The organism is Ascidiaceihabitans sp. (genome assembly GCF_039986515.1).
In the GTDB taxonomy this organism is placed as follows: domain Bacteria; phylum Pseudomonadota; class Alphaproteobacteria; order Rhodobacterales; family Rhodobacteraceae; genus Ascidiaceihabitans.
Window position 1 is genome coordinate 94,784 of the sequence record NZ_JBDWQO010000003.1, and the last position, 17,314, is coordinate 112,097.

13 protein-coding genes are annotated in these 17,314 nt (G+C 54.6%); 6 read left to right on the plus strand and 7 right to left on the minus strand.

Features of this window, described 5'->3' with window-relative positions:
• Nucleotides 1–14: 14 nt before the first annotated feature.
• Nucleotides 15–617: an alpha-ketoglutarate-dependent dioxygenase AlkB gene (locus tag ABJL60_RS00850; protein WP_348373404.1), complete on the minus strand. Its 603-nt coding sequence runs from the start codon at nt 615–617 to the stop codon at nt 15–17.
• A 190-nt stretch (nt 618–807) separates the two neighbouring features.
• Between ABJL60_RS00850 and dnaK the strand changes: the two genes are divergently transcribed.
• The 3 genes from dnaK to radC all read left to right on the plus strand — a co-directional run bounded on the left by dnaK (nt 808) and on the right by radC (nt 4,816).
• A complete protein-coding gene (dnaK, locus tag ABJL60_RS00855) occupies nt 808–2,721 on the plus strand; it encodes a molecular chaperone DnaK (RefSeq protein ID WP_348291698.1) in 1,914 nt (637 codons plus the stop codon).
• 77 nt (nt 2,722–2,798) lie between these two features.
• Nucleotides 2,799–3,959, plus strand: a complete 1,161-nt coding sequence (dnaJ, locus tag ABJL60_RS00860) for a molecular chaperone DnaJ (RefSeq protein WP_108826797.1) — start codon at nt 2,799–2,801, stop codon at nt 3,957–3,959.
• A 95-nt stretch (nt 3,960–4,054) separates the two neighbouring features.
• Entirely contained in the window at nt 4,055–4,816 is a 762-nt protein-coding gene (gene radC / locus ABJL60_RS00865) for a DNA repair protein RadC (RefSeq protein ID WP_348373405.1), read from the plus strand.
• Nucleotides 4,817–4,889: 73 nt separating this feature from the next.
• Here radC and ABJL60_RS00870 read toward each other — a convergent pair whose 3' ends face one another.
• The 3 genes from ABJL60_RS00870 to secA all read right to left on the minus strand — a co-directional run bounded on the left by ABJL60_RS00870 (nt 4,890) and on the right by secA (nt 10,277).
• Nucleotides 4,890–6,449: a phosphate ABC transporter substrate-binding/OmpA family protein gene (locus tag ABJL60_RS00870; RefSeq protein ID WP_348373406.1), complete on the minus strand. Its 1,560-nt coding sequence runs from the start codon at nt 6,447–6,449 to the stop codon at nt 4,890–4,892.
• Nucleotides 6,450–6,473: 24 nt separating this feature from the next.
• The gene (locus ABJL60_RS00875) at nt 6,474–7,463 is read right to left on the minus strand and encodes a hypothetical protein (protein WP_348373407.1); all 990 of its coding nucleotides are present in this window, start codon (nt 7,461–7,463) and stop codon (nt 6,474–6,476) included.
• Between the two features lie 108 nt (nt 7,464–7,571).
• A complete protein-coding gene (secA, locus tag ABJL60_RS00880) occupies nt 7,572–10,277 on the minus strand; it encodes a preprotein translocase subunit SecA (protein WP_348373408.1) in 2,706 nt (901 codons plus the stop codon).
• A 177-nt stretch (nt 10,278–10,454) separates the two neighbouring features.
• On the opposite strand from secA, the gene ABJL60_RS00885 reads away from it, so the two are divergent.
• Genes ABJL60_RS00885 through ABJL60_RS00895 form a run of 3 tightly spaced genes read left to right on the plus strand, consistent with a single transcriptional unit; the run spans nt 10,455 to nt 12,927 of the window.
• A complete protein-coding gene (locus ABJL60_RS00885) occupies nt 10,455–11,297 on the plus strand; it encodes a peptidylprolyl isomerase (protein ID WP_348373409.1) in 843 nt (280 codons plus the stop codon).
• A 2-nt stretch (nt 11,298–11,299) separates the two neighbouring features.
• Complete coding sequence (gene argJ / locus ABJL60_RS00890; RefSeq protein ID WP_348373410.1) at nt 11,300–12,526, plus strand: bifunctional glutamate N-acetyltransferase/amino-acid acetyltransferase ArgJ; 1,227 nt, start codon at nt 11,300–11,302, stop codon at nt 12,524–12,526.
• Nucleotides 12,527–12,528: 2 nt separating this feature from the next.
• Entirely contained in the window at nt 12,529–12,927 is a 399-nt protein-coding gene (locus tag ABJL60_RS00895) for a (deoxy)nucleoside triphosphate pyrophosphohydrolase (protein WP_348373526.1), read from the plus strand.
• Nucleotides 12,928–13,455: 528 nt separating this feature from the next.
• Here ABJL60_RS00895 and ABJL60_RS00900 read toward each other — a convergent pair.
• From ABJL60_RS00900 to ABJL60_RS00910, 3 genes are all read right to left on the minus strand, one after another.
• Nucleotides 13,456–14,064 (minus strand): hypothetical protein, encoded by a 609-nt coding sequence (locus tag ABJL60_RS00900; protein WP_348373411.1) that lies wholly within the window; start codon nt 14,062–14,064, stop codon nt 13,456–13,458.
• Nucleotides 14,065–14,188: 124 nt separating this feature from the next.
• Nucleotides 14,189–16,672 (minus strand): translation initiation factor IF-2, encoded by a 2,484-nt coding sequence (gene infB, locus ABJL60_RS00905; protein ID WP_348291715.1) that lies wholly within the window; start codon nt 16,670–16,672, stop codon nt 14,189–14,191.
• A gap of 9 nt (nt 16,673–16,681) precedes the next feature.
• Nucleotides 16,682–17,302, minus strand: coding sequence for an RNA-binding protein (locus ABJL60_RS00910; protein WP_348291717.1), 621 nt, complete (start codon nt 17,300–17,302; stop codon nt 16,682–16,684).
• Between the last annotated feature and the right edge of the window lie 12 nt (nt 17,303–17,314).

A 17,314-nucleotide genomic window follows, 5' to 3' on the forward strand; every position in this document is an offset into this window, starting at 1 on the left:
AGGACAACGGTCTCTCAATCAACCACACGCAGTGTCAGATTGATGCGCCCTCCTTTGGGAAGTAACGTGGATGTGCCAAATTTGATCCGGTCGACGCCGTGATAGGTCAATCGCGCGGCGCCGCCCATGACCACCACGTCCCCCGATTGCAACCAGACCGATTCCGTTTTGCCGCCCCGGGTTTGGTTGCCGATGCGGAACAGTCCGTCGTCCCCCAAAGACACAGACACAACCGGCCAGCGAAAGTCGGCCTCGTCCTTATCTTGATGCAGACCCATGCGGGCACCTTCGCCATAGAAGTTGACCAAGCAGCAGTCAGGCATCCGGTCCACACCAGACACCGCCCGCCAAATATCTAAAATTTTAGGTGGAATGTCCGGCCAAGGCGTACCCGAAGGATGTGTCCGAACATAGCGATACCCGGACGCATCCGAAAACCAACCGTATTTGCCTGCCGACGTCATGCGCACAGTCATCGGTTTTCCATAAGGGGTCATGGGCGAGAAAACAGGTGCCGTTTCGGCAACGGCGCGCACGGCCTGCAAGACCTCATTTTGTGCCTGTGTGTTAAGGTACTGTTTACGGATGTCAAAGCCGCGCAGCCTAAGAACCGTCATATCCGCCTCAAATTGCAAAATTCCCCAGATTCACCTGTCCGCAACGCTTGCAGGGCTAGTGTACGCTCCTTATATACGCTCCGAACCGCATGAGACGACCTGTTTCATGCTTATCATTCGGGACAAGGGTGCCGTAACGGGCCTGCGTCTCGTGTCATCGCCTTGAACGCTAAATAAGGGATCGAAAAACATGGCCAAAGTTATTGGTATTGACCTCGGAACAACTAACTCCTGCATCGCCATCATGGACGGCAGCCAGCCTCGCGTTGTTGAAAACGCAGAAGGCGCGCGCACAACACCATCCATCGTGGCTTTCACCGACAACGAACGTCTTGTGGGCCAGCCCGCAAAACGCCAGGCGGTGACAAACCCAGACAACACAATCTTCGGCGTCAAACGCCTGATCGGTCGCCGCAACGATGACGCGCATCTGGCGAAAGACAAAAAGAACCTGCCCTTCAACGTGATTGATGGCGGCAACGGCGACGCATGGGTCGAAGCGAAGGGTGAAAAGTATTCGCCGTCGCAAATCTCTGCCTTCATCTTGGGTAAGATGAAAGAGACAGCGGAAAGCTACCTTGGCGAAGACGTGACCCAAGCCGTGATCACGGTTCCTGCCTACTTCAACGACGCGCAGCGCCAAGCGACAAAAGACGCCGGCAAAATCGCGGGCCTCGAAGTGCTGCGGATTATCAACGAACCAACAGCAGCGGCGCTGGCTTACGGCCTCGACAAAGAGAACACACAAACCATCGCGGTCTATGACCTTGGCGGCGGTACATTCGACGTGACCATCCTTGAAATCGACGATGGCCTGTTTGAAGTGAAATCCACCAACGGCGACACGTTCTTGGGCGGTGAAGACTTTGACATGCGCATCGTCAACTACCTCGCGGACGAGTTCAAAAAAGAGCATTCTGTTGATCTGACACAAGACAAGATGGCGTTGCAGCGTTTGAAAGAAGCGGCTGAAAAGGCGAAGATCGAATTGTCTTCCGCCAACCAGACCGAAATCAACCAGCCGTTTATCTCCATGGGCTCCACAGGCCAGCCGTTGCACATGGTCATGAAACTGACGCGTGCGAAGCTGGAAAGCCTTGTGAACGATCTGATCAAAGCGTCCATGAAACCCTGCGCCGCAGCGTTGAAAGATGCAGGCCTGTCCGCATCCGACATCGACGAAGTGGTCTTGGTCGGCGGTATGACACGTATGCCTAAAGTGATCGATGAAGTGACAAAGTTCTTCGGCAAAGAGCCCCACAAAGGCGTGAACCCCGACGAAGTTGTGGCCATGGGTGCCGCGATCCAAGCCGGTGTTCTGCAAGGCGACGTGAAAGACGTGGTTCTGTTGGACGTGACACCTCTGTCCTTGGGCATCGAAACCCTCGGCGGCGTGTTCACACGCTTGATCGACCGCAACACAACGATCCCGACGAAGAAATCGCAAATCTTCTCAACCGCAGAAGACAACCAGAATGCTGTGACGATCCGGGTGTTCCAAGGTGAGCGCGAAATGGCGTCCGACAACAAGATCCTCGGTGCTTTCAACCTTGAATCGATCCCACCTGCCCCACGTGGAATGCCGCAGATCGAAGTGACGTTTGATATCGACGCAAACGGCATCGTGTCCGTGGGCGCGATGGACAAAGGCACGATGAAGGAACAGAAGATCACGATCCAGGCCTCTGGCGGTTTGTCCGATGCGGACATCGAAGCCATGGTCAAAGACGCGGAAGAGAACGCGGATGCGGACAAAGAGCGTAAGGAACTGATCGAGGCGAAGAACCAAGCCGAAAGCCTGATCCACTCCACGGAGAAATCCATGGAAGAGCACAAAGACAAGGTGGACCCAACGACGATCGAAGCGATCGAATTGGCCATTGCTGCGCTTAATGACGATCTGGAAACGGACAACGCCGACAAGATCAAATCTGGCATCCAGAACGTGACCGAATCGGCCATGAAACTGGGCGAAGCGATCTACAAAGCTTCTGCAGCGGAAGCTGGCGAAGAAGAGCCGGCAGCCGCCGACGAACCACGCGACGGAGACGACGACATCCTCGACGCGGAATTCGAAGATCTGGACGACGACAAACGCGCGTAAGCGCCCCGTCGTGACCCCAATTTCAAGCCGGTCCGTTCACCGGGCCGGCTTGTTCGTTCCAGAGAGGAACCAGATCCATGGCAAAACGTGACTATTATGAAGTGCTTGGCGTCGCCAAAGGCGCCTCAGCCGACGAAATCAAAAAAGGCTATCGCAAGAAAGCCAAAGAACTGCACCCCGACCGCAACGCGGACAATCCCAAAGCAGAAGACCAGTTCAAAGAAGCAAATGAAGCTTACGAAGTTCTGAAAGACGGCGACAAAAAAGCCGCCTACGACCGCTATGGCCACGCCGCCTTTGAAGGTGGAATGGGCGGTGGCGGACGACCCGGCGGCGGCTTTGGCGGCGGTCAGGGGCAAGGCGACTTTGGCAGCGCGTTCTCGGATATTTTCGACGACTTGTTTGGCGATTTCGCAGGCGGACGTGGCGGGCAAGGCGGCGGACGTCGCGCGGCACGCGGCTCTGACTTGCGCTACAACCTAACCATATCGTTGGAAGACGCCTTTGCAGGCATGCAAAAAACGCTAAATGTTCCAACGTCGGTGGCGTGTGAACCATGCAACGGGTCCGGCGCAGAAGGCGGCGCGGAACCCTCAACCTGCCCCACATGTTCGGGAATGGGCAAAGTCCGTGCCCAACAGGGGTTCTTTACCGTTGAACGCACATGCCCAACCTGTTCCGGTTTGGGTCAGATCATCAACAACCCCTGCAAAAGCTGTTCCGGCGCAGGGCGCGTCGAAAAAGATCGTTCCTTGTCTGTGAACATCCCTGCAGGCGTCGAAACCGGTACACGCATTCGTCTTGCGGGCGAAGGCGAAGCCGGCATGCGCGGCGGGCCGTCCGGTGATCTCTACATCTTCATCGACGTCAAAACGCACGAGTTGTTTGAACGTGACGGCAACAGCCTGTTCTGTCGTGTGCCCGTCTCCATGAGCACAGCTGCCTTGGGCGGTAGCATCGAAGTGCCCACCATCGACGGTGGCCGTGGACGTGTGCAAATCCCTGCAGGATCGCAATCCGGGCGCCAAATGCGCCTGCGGTCCAAAGGCATGCCCGCCCTACGCGGCGGCGCAGCAGGCGACATGTTCATCGAACTCGCCGTTGAGACACCCGTGAACCTGACGGCGAAACAGAAAGAACTGCTGAAAGAATTCGATGAGCTATCGTCGGAAAATAACCCCGAAAGCAGCAGCTTCTTTTCGTCGGTCAAAAGTTTTTGGGACAGCATGAAGGGCTGATCTGGAAACCAGCAGCAGTATCAAAAGGCGGGCTTTGTCCCGCCTTTTTTATTGCCGTTAACAGTCCGGTAAGGGCAATTTGCAACGCTACCCCTATGACAGAATCAATTCATGCCTTTCACGAGGCCAGCAATATTTTTGACCTTGATGAAGCCACACCGGTGCAATGGCCCTGCATGCGGCCTGCGGTTTTGGTATCCGAAGAACGCAAAGCACTGCGCGACAGGTTTGCTTCAGCGGGCAATAAAGCAGTGCAAGACCATGAAATGCTGGAACTGGTGCTATTTCGCGCGATACCGCGCGCCGATATCAAACCACTGACCAAAGAGCTGATGAAAACCTTTGGCGACTTCAACCGCGTGATCACCGCCTCGCCAGAACGCCTGCTGCGGATCGCAGGCGTCACAGACATCGTGGTCACAGAGCTTAAAATCATAGAAGCCGCTGCACAACGGATGGCCCGCGCAAAAATCATGAACCGGCCGGTGTTGTCCTCTTGGGATGCTTTGTTGGACTATTGTCATACGGCTATGGCACACCGCGAGACTGAACAGTTTCGGGTGCTCTATCTGGACCGCAAAAACACGTTGATCGCCGATGAAGCCCAAGCAAAAGGCACCGTTGATCATGTGCCCGTCTACCCTCGGGAAATTGCCAAACGCGCGTTGGAACTTAACGCGAGTGCACTCATCCTGGTCCACAATCATCCCTCGGGGGACCCAACGCCGTCAGATTCAGATTTGATTATGACGGAAAAGATTCAAACAGCGTGCACCGCCTTAAGCATAACTTTGCACGACCATCTGATCATCGGGAAATCAGCAGAAATCAGCTTCAAATCAGAGGGCTACCTTTAAGCGTCTTTTTCCAAAGTAACCCCGCGGGAGGCGCACAGCGCCCCCTAAAAAGTCGAATTCCGAAACATCACACTTAACGCACCCAGACCTCAACACGTCTGTTGGCCTGACGGCCCCACGCGCTGTCATCGCACGCCATGGGCAATGCTTCACCAAATGCATCCACATCCAGTACCACCCGGTCAAAGTTGGCCGTTTCCGCCGCCTGCTTCACTGCTCTGCGCACCGCATCGGCCCGCTTTAACGCAATATCGCGATTGGCGGACGCAGGGCCGTCCCCGTCACTGAAACCGACAAATGTAACCTGTCGCGCATCATAGCGCCCAACTTCCAACGCACGGGCCAATTGTTGCACATTGGACCTTGATTGCGCATCCAAACGGATAGACCCAGATTCAAAACGGAAAGACGTGGTAAGACGCGCCATCCCATCCAAAGTGCGCGTCATGCGTTGAAGTTCTTCTAATGACGTCTCCGGTCCTGCCACAGAAATCGCATTGGCAAAACGGCTGCCTTGATCATTAATCGCAATTTCTTCGGGGGCCTGATCTACAAAACCCGCGCGGCGGATCATAATCTGAGCAGATGGACCACGCGTGAAAGCCAAAAAATCACGACCAATTTTGGGCAACCGACGCGCCGGCAGATACAAAAACATCGGGGCGGTCAAAGGGTAATCTTCGGTCTTTATCGTGCGCCGCGCCGCACGCAACGCGAAACCACACGCACCTGTCAAAGTCACTGGTTGCGTATTTCCGACCTCCGCATAGCTGGCAACGCCTATGGCAAACGGACTGTTCTGCACAGCCAGCGCCAGATCGGCACCACGGTCATGACGCACAATATTTTCGGCAAATTCAAGCTTTGCTGGCCCCATGATTTCGTCTTCGATGGCCTGCCCCAAACCGGTTTCAAAGGCAGGCAAGTGCAAATCAATCGGCGCGTCCGGGCCGCCCAGATCTTTCCAATTGTCGATACGGCCCGCCAATATACGCGCCAAATCCAGCGGGGAAACACTGCGCACCGGATTGCTGGGCGACACAACAGGCACCATGGCATCCAAAGCCAAAACACGGCTGCGATTGGCCCGTGTCATGTCACCCATACCGGCCTCGCGGGCCAACTTGCGTTCTTCGGGACGGATTTCGCGCAACGCCATGACGATGTCCGCCTCGTTGCCCAACAGGTCAAAGAAACCGTCATCCGTTGTTGTCAGGCGAAAGTGAAACTCTGCGACAAGCTTGTCGCTGTCTTCGGATATCAAGCGGTACACGTATTGTTCGGAATTCAACGTCTCGCGCTGGGTGACATAGCCTCCACGCAAAGCGAACCCTTCCAGCAGCGCAGGCATCAGAACAGATCCCATCGTCGCTGATCCAGAAATCGAAACCTGTGCGACAAAATCTTGCAAGTTCGGGCACGCGGGGCCGTCACATAGCACCCCGGATCCGTCGACCGTCAATTCGCCATAGACGGAATCGACGCGATAAAATTCCCCGTCAAAACCAAGCAAAGTACCGCTGATTTCAACGCTTCCATCAGGCGATGTCAGGGTCACATCTTGGGCAAAGGCGATCGTCTGACCCAGCAAAAAGAAAAGCGCGGCGAAGATCGCCGCACGTTTCAAGGCCATTTCGGCTCCTAGAGTTGCACAGCTTTAGTTGCTGGCGACTTTCAGGTCTTGGACCAGATTATTCAACACCAGAAAGTCACCTAAGGCGTCACAATCTGGCACTGCAAGGGTCAAATCCTGAGTTTTGATCCCGGTCGACGAAACTTCCAGCGACTGCGCTTCGATTTCTAAACCGCAATTGGCGCGTGTCACTTCCGCTTCAACGCTAAGGTCAACTGTCCCTTCAGACGTGCTGGACATGCGCGGGAAACTGTAAATCTCTGCCATGAAAGGCTCCGCAACCGTGGCATCGCCCAATCGCGTCAAATCCCCCTGTGCGGTGGGTGCACCGACCCAAACATGGCCGTCTTCGCCATAAGCTGCCCCGAATTCACGGGCATGGATTTGGAAACCAGCATCGCCGCGCCACTGCAACGCCGTGCGATTGTACATATCCAGATCATCTACCAATGCCGATGTCACGGCACCGTCCCCGTCTGAAAATGCAAAAATAACTGTGGCGTCTTGGGCTAACGCAGGCAGACTAAAGGTCAAACTGCCGTCGTTTCTGGTTGTTTGTGTAAACACCAAACCCTGATGGTGAACGTTCACACGTTCATTTGGCAAACACGGCGCGTTTAAAGATAGTTCAATCATGGCCCCCGGTGCCGCTTGGGCGGATGCAACAATATCGCAGCTGGGCAAAGGCACCACATCGGGTTGCGCAGGGGCTTCCAAAGCATCATTTGCCGCCGCCAATTGAAGACCTGTGTCAGTTCCAATGGACGTCACATCGCCGGTTTCTGGCAACGGCGCCGTTTGGGCAGACGTCAGCGTGATATCTTGCACTTCCAAGACGAGATCCGCATTCACGACGGCAGAAATAACATCTGCTTGAACCGTTTCTGTGTCCAAAATCGGCGTTTGTGCGCCGTAGCGTTCTTTCGCGGTGTCACCATTTTGCATGATAAAGCCAATGCCAACGGCGCAGGCCAGTGTACCGGCGGCAGTCGCAATTCCTCTTGCTTTTAACATCGTTCTATCCCTTCTGGCGGATTGGGTCAGAAGCAACATCACATCAAACTTGGACCGGGTTATGACCGATCCAAGGACTCATTTAGGCAAGATAAAGGCAGGCCAGATTTAGGTCAGACGGCCGTGGCAGTGTTTGAATTTCAGGCCCGACCCACAGGGGCATGGTTCATTGCGCCCCGGATTGCCCCAAGTGGTTGGGTCATTCTCATCAAACCCAGCCGCAACAGCTTCGGCTGTCGGTGTTGGCAGCACATCTGCATTTGGCGTGGCCAAAGCCGCAGAGGCGGCTTGTTGGGCCGCCATTTCTTCCGCCATCGCACGCTGTTCATCTTCCGTCATCAAACGAATTTTCGAAAGCTTCTGTGTCACGTCAGACCGCAACCCATCCAGCATCGTTTCAAACAATTGGAACGATTCGTTTTTGTATTCGTTCAAAGGGTCGCGCTGCGCGTAGCTGCGGAACCCAACAACGGATCGCAAATGTTCCAACGTCAACAAGTGTTCACGCCATTTTCCGTCGATAGATTGGAGCAACAATTGCTTCTCGATGGATCGCATATTGTCTTCACCGAACTGTGCGACTTTTTCGGCCATCAATGCGTCCGCGGCTTCGATCAGGCGTTCGCGGATTTGTTCGTCGTCTACGCCCTCTTCTTCCATCCATTCAATCAGCGACACATCAAGGCCCAGCTGTTCCAAGGCGTCTGCATAAAAGCCCTGTGCGTTCCATTGGTCAGCGTAAGAACCTGCTGGCATGTGAATGTCGATCAGATCATCGATAACCTGCTCGCGCATATCGCCGGTGATTTCAGACAAATCTTGGGATTCCATGATGTCGCGACGTTGCGCAAAGACGACTTTACGCTGGTCGTTCATCACATCGTCAAACTTCAAAAGTTGTTTGCGGATGTCAAAGTTACGGCCTTCGACCTTGGCTTGCGCACGTTCCAGCGACTTGTTGACCCACGGGTGCACAATCGCTTCGCCCTCTTCCAGACCCAGCGTTTTAAGAACCTTGTCCAAACGCTCGGACCCGAAAATACGCATCAAATCGTCTTCCAAAGACAGATAGAAGGACGTGCGGCCCGGATCACCCTGACGCCCGGCACGACCCCGTAACTGGTTGTCGATGCGGCGGCTTTCGTGACGTTCTGAGGCCAGAACGAACAAACCACCCGCAGCCAGAACGGCCTTCTTTTCATCTTCGTGTTCAGCTTCGATTTTTGCACGTAGCGCTTCGGGATCACCTTCAGGGTCCGCCGCCAGCGCTTCCATCACTTTCATTTCGACGTTGCCGCCAAGTTGAATATCGGTGCCGCGGCCCGCCATGTTCGTGGCGATCGTTACGGCACCCAACTTGCCCGCATCCCCGATAATTTGCGCTTCTTGTTCATGCTGGCGCGCGTTCAAGACGTTATGTGCAATGCCTTCTGCCGTCAGCGCCTGGCTGAACATTTCCGACTTTTCGATGGATGTGGTCCCGACCAGAACGGGCTGCTTGTTTTCATGGGCCTTTTTGATCTCTTTGACCATTGCCTCATACTTTTCCGCGCCTGTGCGAAAGACCTGATCGTCTTCGTCAACACGTGCGATTTCGCGGTTTGTGGGCACTTCGACAACACCAAGGCCGTAGATTTCCGCGAATTCAGCGGCTTCGGTCGCCGCCGTGCCCGTCATGCCAGACAGGGTATTGTACAGGCGGAAGTAGTTTTGGAATGTCACAGACGCCAGCGTCACGTTTTCGGGCTTGATGTCCAAATCTTCTTTGGCTTCGATCGCTTGATGCAAACCGTCAGACAAGCGGCGCCCCGCCATCATGCGGCCTGTAAATTCATCAATCAAAACCACATCGCCATCGCGCACGATGTAGTCTTTGTCGCGCGTGAACAAAACATGGGCTCGCAAGCCTTGGTTGACGTGGTGCACGATTGTGGTGCTTTCGGGGTCATACAAGGTCGCCCCTTCTTCCAACAAACCACGCACACGCAATTGTTCTTCAAGGAACTCGTTGCCTTCGTCTGTAAAGGTCACATTGCGGGTTTTTTCATCAAGGGTGTAGTGTTCTTCGGTCAGCGAAGGGATCACCGCGTCGATGGTTTTGTACAGCTCGGACCGATCGTCGGCAGGACCGGAAATAATCAGCGGTGTTCGCGCTTCATCGATCAAAATACTGTCAACTTCATCGACGATGGCAAAGTTGTGCTGCTTTTGGAAAATCTGATCCAGTTCGGACTTCATGTTGTCGCGCAGGTAATCAAAGCCCAACTCGTTGTTGGTCGCATAGGTTACGTCGCACGCATAGGCTGCACGTTTTTCGTCGTCGGGTTGATCAGAGTACACAAAACCACAGGTCAGACCCAAGGCATTGTAGACTTTGGCCATCCATTCTGCGTCACGTTTCACCAGATAATCGTTCACGGTAACAACGTGCACGCCCTTGCCGGTCAATGCATTCAGATAGGCAGGGAACGTCGCCACAAGGGTCTTGCCTTCACCCGTCTTCATTTCGGCGACGTTGCCTTGGTGCAAAAAGATGCCACCCATCAACTGCACATCAAAAGCCCGCAGACCCAATGCGCGACGCGCGCCCTCACGACAGTTCGCAAATGCTTCGGGCAACAAATCGTCCAGGCTTTCACCGCCCATGGCGCGTTTTGCCAGGCTTTCGGTTTTATCCTTCAGCCCTTGGTCGCTCAGTTTTTCGTATTCAGGCTCAAGGGCGTTGATCTTTTCGACCAAGGGACGCACAGCTTTGACTTTGCGATCATTGGGCGTGCCAAAGATCTTTTTCGTGAGTGTTCCGAAACCCAGCATGCGTTCTCCAGCGACCAGTTTGTTACGTTTGCCTGCAACGGCTTGCCCGACCCGCACGCAACCCATAGATACTAGTTGAGAGAAACGTCCCGGACAAAGCCCATATGGCGATGTAAGGGCCGTATTATACAGTGTCAATGTTGCGCAACGCCGCGACAAAAGCCCAAGGACTGAAACATGCAGAACCGTCTCAAATTTGTCGCCGCTTTGGGGGTCGCTTGGACCCTAGCTTTGCCTGCTCAGGCCCAGGACGCCGACACCGTTGTTGCAACCGTAAATGGCACCGACATCACCGTGGGGCACATGATCGTTGCCCGCAATTCCCTGCCCGAGCAATACCAGCAATTGCCGGACGCGGTTTTGTTTCAGGGCATTCTGGACCAGCTTGTGCAGCAAACCGTATTGAAGGATTCATTTGACGGCACACTGCCCGCCCGCGTCACCAAATCTATCGAAAACGAAACCCGTTCACTGATCGCAGGTGAGAAGGTTGAACAGATTTTGGCGGAAGATATTCCTGTCGAAGACATTCAGGCGTTGTACGACAGCACCTACAGCTCAGATGCGCCCGAAACCGAATACAATGCCTCGCATATTCTGGTCGAAACCAAGGAAGAAGCAGACACTATCAAGGCTGATCTTGAAGGCGGCGCTGATTTTGCATCAACGGCGCGCGAAAAATCCACAGGCCCGTCCGGTCCGAATGGTGGGTCGTTGGGCTGGTTTGGAAAAGGCGCTATGGTGCCATCCTTTGAAGCAGCCGTAGTCGGATTGGAATCCGGCGCGATTTCGGATCCCGTCGAAACGCAGTTTGGCTGGCACGTTATTCAGTTGAACGAAACCCGCACCAAAGATGCCCCGAAATTCAAGGACGTTCGCGAAGAGCTGCTGGCCGAAGTGCGCCGCACCAAGCTGGAAAACGTCATTGCCGAAATGGAAAAAGCCGCAGACGTTGACCGCTCTGGCGCGGACGGCATTGACCCCACAATCTTGAAAGACCTAGAGCTTCTTAACCCGTAACCATGGCAAACATCACCAAAACCTCCCCGCTGGCGCCTGTATCCTTTCCCGACCTGCACGCCATCAAGGGCGCACGCTTTGCGACTGTTGAAGCAGGCGTGCGATACGCAGGCCGGACCGATGTGATGCTTGCTGTGCTTGATCCCGGCACCACGATTGCCGGGGTCTTCACACGGTCTTCCACCCGCGCAGCACCTGTGCTGGATTGCCAAGCCAAGCTGGGCGGCGCACCGGATCAAAGCGCTGCGATTTTAGTGAACTCTGGCAATGCAAATGCGTTCACGGGCAAACACGGGGTCGCGTCGGTACAAGCGATCACACAGGCCGTTGCGCATGCCACAGGCACCCCCGAAGGCCGCGTGTTCACATCTTCTACAGGCGTGATCGGCGAGGCGTTGCCGCATGACCGCGTTGTCGCCAAGCTGGATGCACTGAATTCATCTCTGAGCGAAACAGCTATCGAAGCTGCGGCGCAGGCGATCATGACAACTGATACGTTTGCCAAAGGGGCAAAAGCCTCTGTTACGATTGACGGGGAAACAGTGAATATCGCCGGCATCGCCAAAGGCTCTGGTATGATCGCGCCCGACATGGCGACGATGCTGGTCTACGTCTTCACCGATGCCGCTTATGATCAGGGAAAGCTGCAAACGCTGGTGGCTGGCCTGTCGGACAAGACCTTCAACTGCATCACCGTAGACAGTGACACCTCAACCTCTGACAGCTTGCTGATGGCCGCGACTGGCGCGTCAAGGGTGGACGCCACGGGGAACGGCGACTTTGCCGAAGCCCTGCACGCCGTGATGCAAGACCTTGCGCATCAAGTCGTGAAAGACGGCGAAGGGGCAACCAAGTTCGTCGAGATCGCAGTCACAGGGGCAACTTCTGACAAAGACGCACACACACATGCCATGGCCATCGCCAATTCGCCTTTGGTGAAAACTGCAATTGCAGGCGAAGATCCCAATTGGGGCCGTGTTGTCATGGCCGTTGGCAAATCAGGTGCACCAGCGGATCGCGACACCCTATCAATCTGGTTCGGTGATATTTTGGTGGCTGACAAAGGGTGGGTCAGCCCTGACTACGTTGAAGCAGATGCTGCGGCTTTGATGAAAGAACAAGACATCAAGGTAACTGTGGACATCGGCATGGGCGACGGATCGGCAACGGTCTGGACGTGTGATCTGACGCATGGCTATATCGAAATCAACGCGGACTACCGATCATGAGCATCAAAACAGTTTTGGTATCTGCTGTTGCTTTGATCGACGTCGATGGACGCGTTTTGCTTGCGCAACGGCCCGAGGGCAAATCGATGGCAGGGCTGTGGGAGTTCCCCGGTGGCAAGGTCGAAGCAGGCGAAACACCCGAAGTTGCGTTGATACGAGAGCTGGAAGAGGAATTGGGCATCAACACTTGGGAAAGTTGTTTGGCGCCATTAACTTTTGCCAGCCACACTTACGATAATTTTCATCTTTTGATGCCTCTGTTTGCTTGCCGAAAATGGGAAGGCACACCACAAAGCCGCGAAAATCAGGCTCTAAAATGGGTCCGTGCAAAGGATTTGCGGAATTATCCGATGCCAGCAGCCGACATTCCGCTCATTCCAATTTTACGCGATTGGTTATGATAACCGTACGGAAGCTTTAACACTTGTTAACGAATTACCGCCCAAAGTGATGGCGTAAAGTCTTATCAAGGGATGATGACATGCTACGGACAATCACAATGGGCAGCTGCGTTTCTGTACAAGGCACTTTCGTGCGCACCTTGGAAAATGGCCGTGTTTTGGTACGGGTCGGTCAGCAGGTTTTCGTAGGGCGGCCTGTTGGATCAGGAACCTGATCGAACCCCTCTTCGCATTGCTGACCCCAGGTGTTGGTTCATCTGACCCACGGGTCACTTAAGCATCCATCAAAGCATTGAACGGACAAAATAGGCTTTGATTGCGGCCAAAGGTGGCCAAACGATGTAACCATCGGATCCCATCGCGCTTGAAGTGCCGCCTGCCCACAACTGATATACAGCTGTGACAACAAGCGTTGGCTTCAGAGACGTTTTGTTTCTCGCACTCACACCCAAACTCCCAGTTTTTACTGTTCCACAACGAAAAAGGAGAAGGTGCAACACCCTCCCCTTTTTCGATTTCACCTACGTTCTAATCAAATGCTGTCGGGTAGCCTATCTGTTCAAGTTCCTTTGATAGATCATGAAATTGCCCATCAAACTCTAGGCTATCCAAAATTGGAGTAGTCAAGTTGGCAAACTTCAAGACTTGAGAGACAGCGCCGAGAGGTAGTGTTTTTTCAAAATAATCTTTCGCAAAAATTAGATAGGTTTCAGCGTTGCCATCCACCAATGAGAGCAATTCACCTAGGTTTGAGTCACTGGTTTCACTACTCCCGCTCATAGACCAACGATCAGATGCTTTGGTTTTCCAATAACAATTGGTAACTCTATTTGGCGAAAACGCTGTCTCATTAGTAGCTTCTAGAAACTCAACAGCTACGGATTCATAGGCATTACTCTTTATTGACTTAGCGCGACAATATTCCTTGATAAAGCACCCGTGTATAGAAAAAAGCGCGAAAACTTCGTCTCCCGAACCATTCCTAATTGAGCCCATTTCTTCTCCTTGCGCCCAGTTGGCGTCATAGGAAAAATATCTAAATTCCCATTCTGGGCATACGATCGCATCTAGACTCGCAAGTGATTGCAGGCGTCGCTTGAAGCTTTCGATATCAGGAAGCTCTAACAGTGATTTCATTCAGATATACTCTCATACAGTTAATAGCACACACCTTAGCAACGTTCGATTTATCTAAGCTCCTGAAAACGAAAAAGGGGAAGGTGCAACACCCTCCCCTTTCTCAATTCTTTGTGTTGGACTGTTAGTCCAACGTGCGCGTGATCTCTTCGCGCTCGAAGATTTCGATGACATCGTCAGGGCGAATATCTTCGTATTTCTCAAACGCCATACCGCATTCCTGACCCGATGGCACATCGGCCACTTCGTCTTTGAAGCGCTTGAGCGTTTTCAGCGTACCTTCGTGGATAACCACGTTGTCGCGCAGCAAACGCACACCTGCGGAACGGCGGGCCGTACCTTCGGTGACCAAGCAGCCTGCGACCTTGCCAACACCCGTGACCTTGAAGACCTCTTTGATGGTTGCGTAACCAATGAAGTTTTCTTTGATCTCGTTGCTGAGCAAGCCCGATGCCGCCGCTTTGACGTCGTCCACAAGGTCATAAATGACCGAATAGTAACGAATTTCGACGCCTTTTTGGTTCGCAGTGTTCCGCGCAGAGGTGTTCGCACGCACGTTGAAGCCCATGATCGGCGCACCGGAAGCTTCCGCCAAACCAACGTCGGTTTCGGTGATCGCGCCAACGCCTGAGTGCAAGACGCGCACCCGGACTTCGTCGTTGCCGATTTTCTCCATGGCTTGCACGATCGCTTCGGCAGACCCCTGAACATCCGCTTTCAACAGGATTGGCAATTCACTGACGTTCTCGTCGGCTTTGGCGTTTGCCATAAGCTGTTCGAGGGTCGTTGCCGCACCCGCTGCTGCGCGTTTGTCTTTGGCCGCTTTTTCGCGGTATTCGGCGATTTCACGCGCTTGCGCATCCGTGTCGGTTACGTTCAAAACGTCGCCCGCTTCGGGTGTGCCGTTCAGGCCAAGCACCTCAACAGGCATGGACGGGCCAGCCTCTTTGATGCGTTCGCCTTTGTCGTTGATCAGCGCACGAACCTTACCGTATTGCTCACCAACGACGAAGATGTCGCCCTGACGCAATGTACCGGTCTGGATCAGAACAGTGGCAACAGGGCCACGGCCCACGTCCAGCTTCGCCTCGATCACAGCGCCTTGCGCAGCACGATCAGGGTTGGCCTTCAGTTCCAGCAATTCGGACTGTAGCGCGATGGCTTCCAACAACTCGTCCAGGCCTTGGCCCGTCGCCGCCGAAACTTCGACGTCTTGGACTTCGCCAGACATTTTTTCCACGATCACTTCATGCTGCAACAAATCCGTGCGGACTTTGTTTGGATTGGCTTCGTGTTTGTCGATCTTGTTGATGGCCACGATCATCGGCACGTTGGCCGCTTTGGCGTGGTTAATCGCCTCAATCGTTTGCGGCATCACGGCGTCATCGGCGGCCACAACCAGGATCACGATATCCGTGACCTGAGCACCGCGCGAACGCATAGACGTAAAGGCCGCGTGACCCGGCGTGTCGAGGAACGACAGCACTTGGCCGCCATCGGTTGTGACCTGATAGGCGCCGATGTGCTGGGTGATGCCACCTGCTTCGCCGGAAACAACTTTGGCTTTTCGGATAGCATCCAACAAGGACGTCTTGCCGTGGTCAACGTGACCCATGATCGTCACGACCGGAGGACGCGCTTTCAGATCTTCGTCTTTGTCTTCGATGACGTTGATCACATCTTCCACGTCCGCGTCAGAAACGCGGTTCACGGTGTGACCAAATTCTTCGATGATCAGCTCGGCTGTATCGGCATCAATGGTTTCGTTTTGCGTCACCATCATGCCCATTTGCATAAGGGATTTCACAACGTCACCAACACGTTCCGTCATACGGGCGGCCAGTTCGGACACCACGATGGCTTCGGGCAGATCAACTTTGCGCAAGACCTTTTCACGCTCGACCGAACCACCCATGGCTTTTTGACGGGCACGTTCTTGCTTGCGCTTCATCGCCGCCATGGAACGGTGACGGTTGTCGCCGCCGCCTGTCGCTTGGGACAATGTCAGCTTGCCAGAGCGACGGTTGTCGTCGCCGCGGCCTTTGGGGCGTTGCTGCTGTTCGCGTTCATTTTTGCGCGGGGTGGCCGCAGGGGCAGGACCGCCACGGTTGGGCGCTGCGCGTTGCGGTTGGGCTTCGGAAGGCGCAGGGGCGGCAGCCGCTTGGGCCGCAGCCTCGGCTTCGCGCTTTTTACGCTCTTCTTCTTCGGCTTTCGCTTTCAGGCTTTCTTCGCGTTCTTTTTCTTCACGCTCTTTGGCCTCGATTTCCGCACGGCGGCGTTCACGGTCTTCCGCACGCGCCTTTTCTTCGGCTTCACGGGCCGCGGCCTCTTCGACTTCGCGGGCCTTGGCAGCCTGAACCGCCTTCAGGCGACGGTCCATTTCAGCATCCGAAATGCCTGCAGGGCGGCGGGAGGGATCACCGACAGGACCGGCACCCGGACCCGTTGGCTTTTGACCACCCGGTTTGGGGACGACAACGCGCTTGCGTTTCGTCTCGACAACGACGTTCTTGGTCCGCCCGTGGCTGAAACTTTGTTTCACGTTGCCAGGACGCCCGGCGCCAGCGCCGCGTAGACCCAATGTTTTCTTACCGTCAGTATCGCTCATCTAGCTCGTCTATCCTTCCGAATGGCCCTTGCCATCCTCTTTTGCGCGTACGCCTCGCAATCTCTGGGCTTCCTCTACTACACGTTTCGTGAGTCCACCAGAGGCGAGCGCCCCATGTATCACAGTTTGACGTCCAAACGCCAAACCCAATTCGTCCGCCGTCAGCCATCCGATGTAGCTGCCATAGTGTGGCGTACTTAACTTTGTCTTCCCCCGACCCGATCCGTCAGAGGCTTGGATCAACACTTCAGCCTCTTCCGATTGAAGCCAGGCTTTCACCTTTTCGTATCCCGCAACAGCCGATCCGGCCTTGCGCGACATCGCGATCAAATCAACAACGCGCCGTGCAAGTTGCTTTTCGACTTCGGCCACCAAATCATCCGGCAGCTTCACCTGCTGTTTGGCACCACGAGCGAACAGCTTTTTCTTCACTGCCACCTCAAGGGCATCACGATCCGCAGCCACATAAATGCCACGCCCCGGTAATTTACCCGACACATCCGGATAAATCATATCTTCAGGCCCCACGACAAAGCGGACCAGCCCGTACTTGGGCTGCACTTCGCCTGTGGCAATGCACTTGCGATCTGGACCGTCGGACCGATCCTTGGAGGCGCCACCGCGACTCATGTGTGAACCCTG

Bases quoted from the DNA above. Each gene is read 5' to 3' on its own strand.
- ABJL60_RS00850 (WP_348373404.1), bottom strand. From the start codon at position 617: ATGACGGTTCTTAGGCTGCGCGGCTTTGACATCCGTAAACAGTACCTT.
- dnaK (WP_348291698.1), top strand. From the start codon at position 808: ATGGCCAAAGTTATTGGTATTGACCTCGGAACAACTAACTCCTGCATC.
- dnaJ (WP_108826797.1), top strand. From the start codon at position 2,799: ATGGCAAAACGTGACTATTATGAAGTGCTTGGCGTCGCCAAAGGCGCC.
- radC (WP_348373405.1), top strand. From the start codon at position 4,055: ATGACAGAATCAATTCATGCCTTTCACGAGGCCAGCAATATTTTTGAC.
- ABJL60_RS00870 (WP_348373406.1), bottom strand. From the start codon at position 6,449: ATGGCCTTGAAACGTGCGGCGATCTTCGCCGCGCTTTTCTTTTTGCTG.
- ABJL60_RS00875 (WP_348373407.1), bottom strand. From the start codon at position 7,463: ATGTTAAAAGCAAGAGGAATTGCGACTGCCGCCGGTACACTGGCCTGC.
- secA (WP_348373408.1), bottom strand. From the start codon at position 10,277: ATGCTGGGTTTCGGAACACTCACGAAAAAGATCTTTGGCACGCCCAAT.
- ABJL60_RS00885 (WP_348373409.1), top strand. From the start codon at position 10,455: ATGCAGAACCGTCTCAAATTTGTCGCCGCTTTGGGGGTCGCTTGGACC.
- argJ (WP_348373410.1), top strand. From the start codon at position 11,300: ATGGCAAACATCACCAAAACCTCCCCGCTGGCGCCTGTATCCTTTCCC.
- ABJL60_RS00900 (WP_348373411.1), bottom strand. From the start codon at position 14,064: ATGAAATCACTGTTAGAGCTTCCTGATATCGAAAGCTTCAAGCGACGC.
- infB (WP_348291715.1), bottom strand. From the start codon at position 16,672: ATGAGCGATACTGACGGTAAGAAAACATTGGGTCTACGCGGCGCTGGC.
- ABJL60_RS00910 (WP_348291717.1), bottom strand. From the start codon at position 17,302: ATGAGTCGCGGTGGCGCCTCCAAGGATCGGTCCGACGGTCCAGATCGC.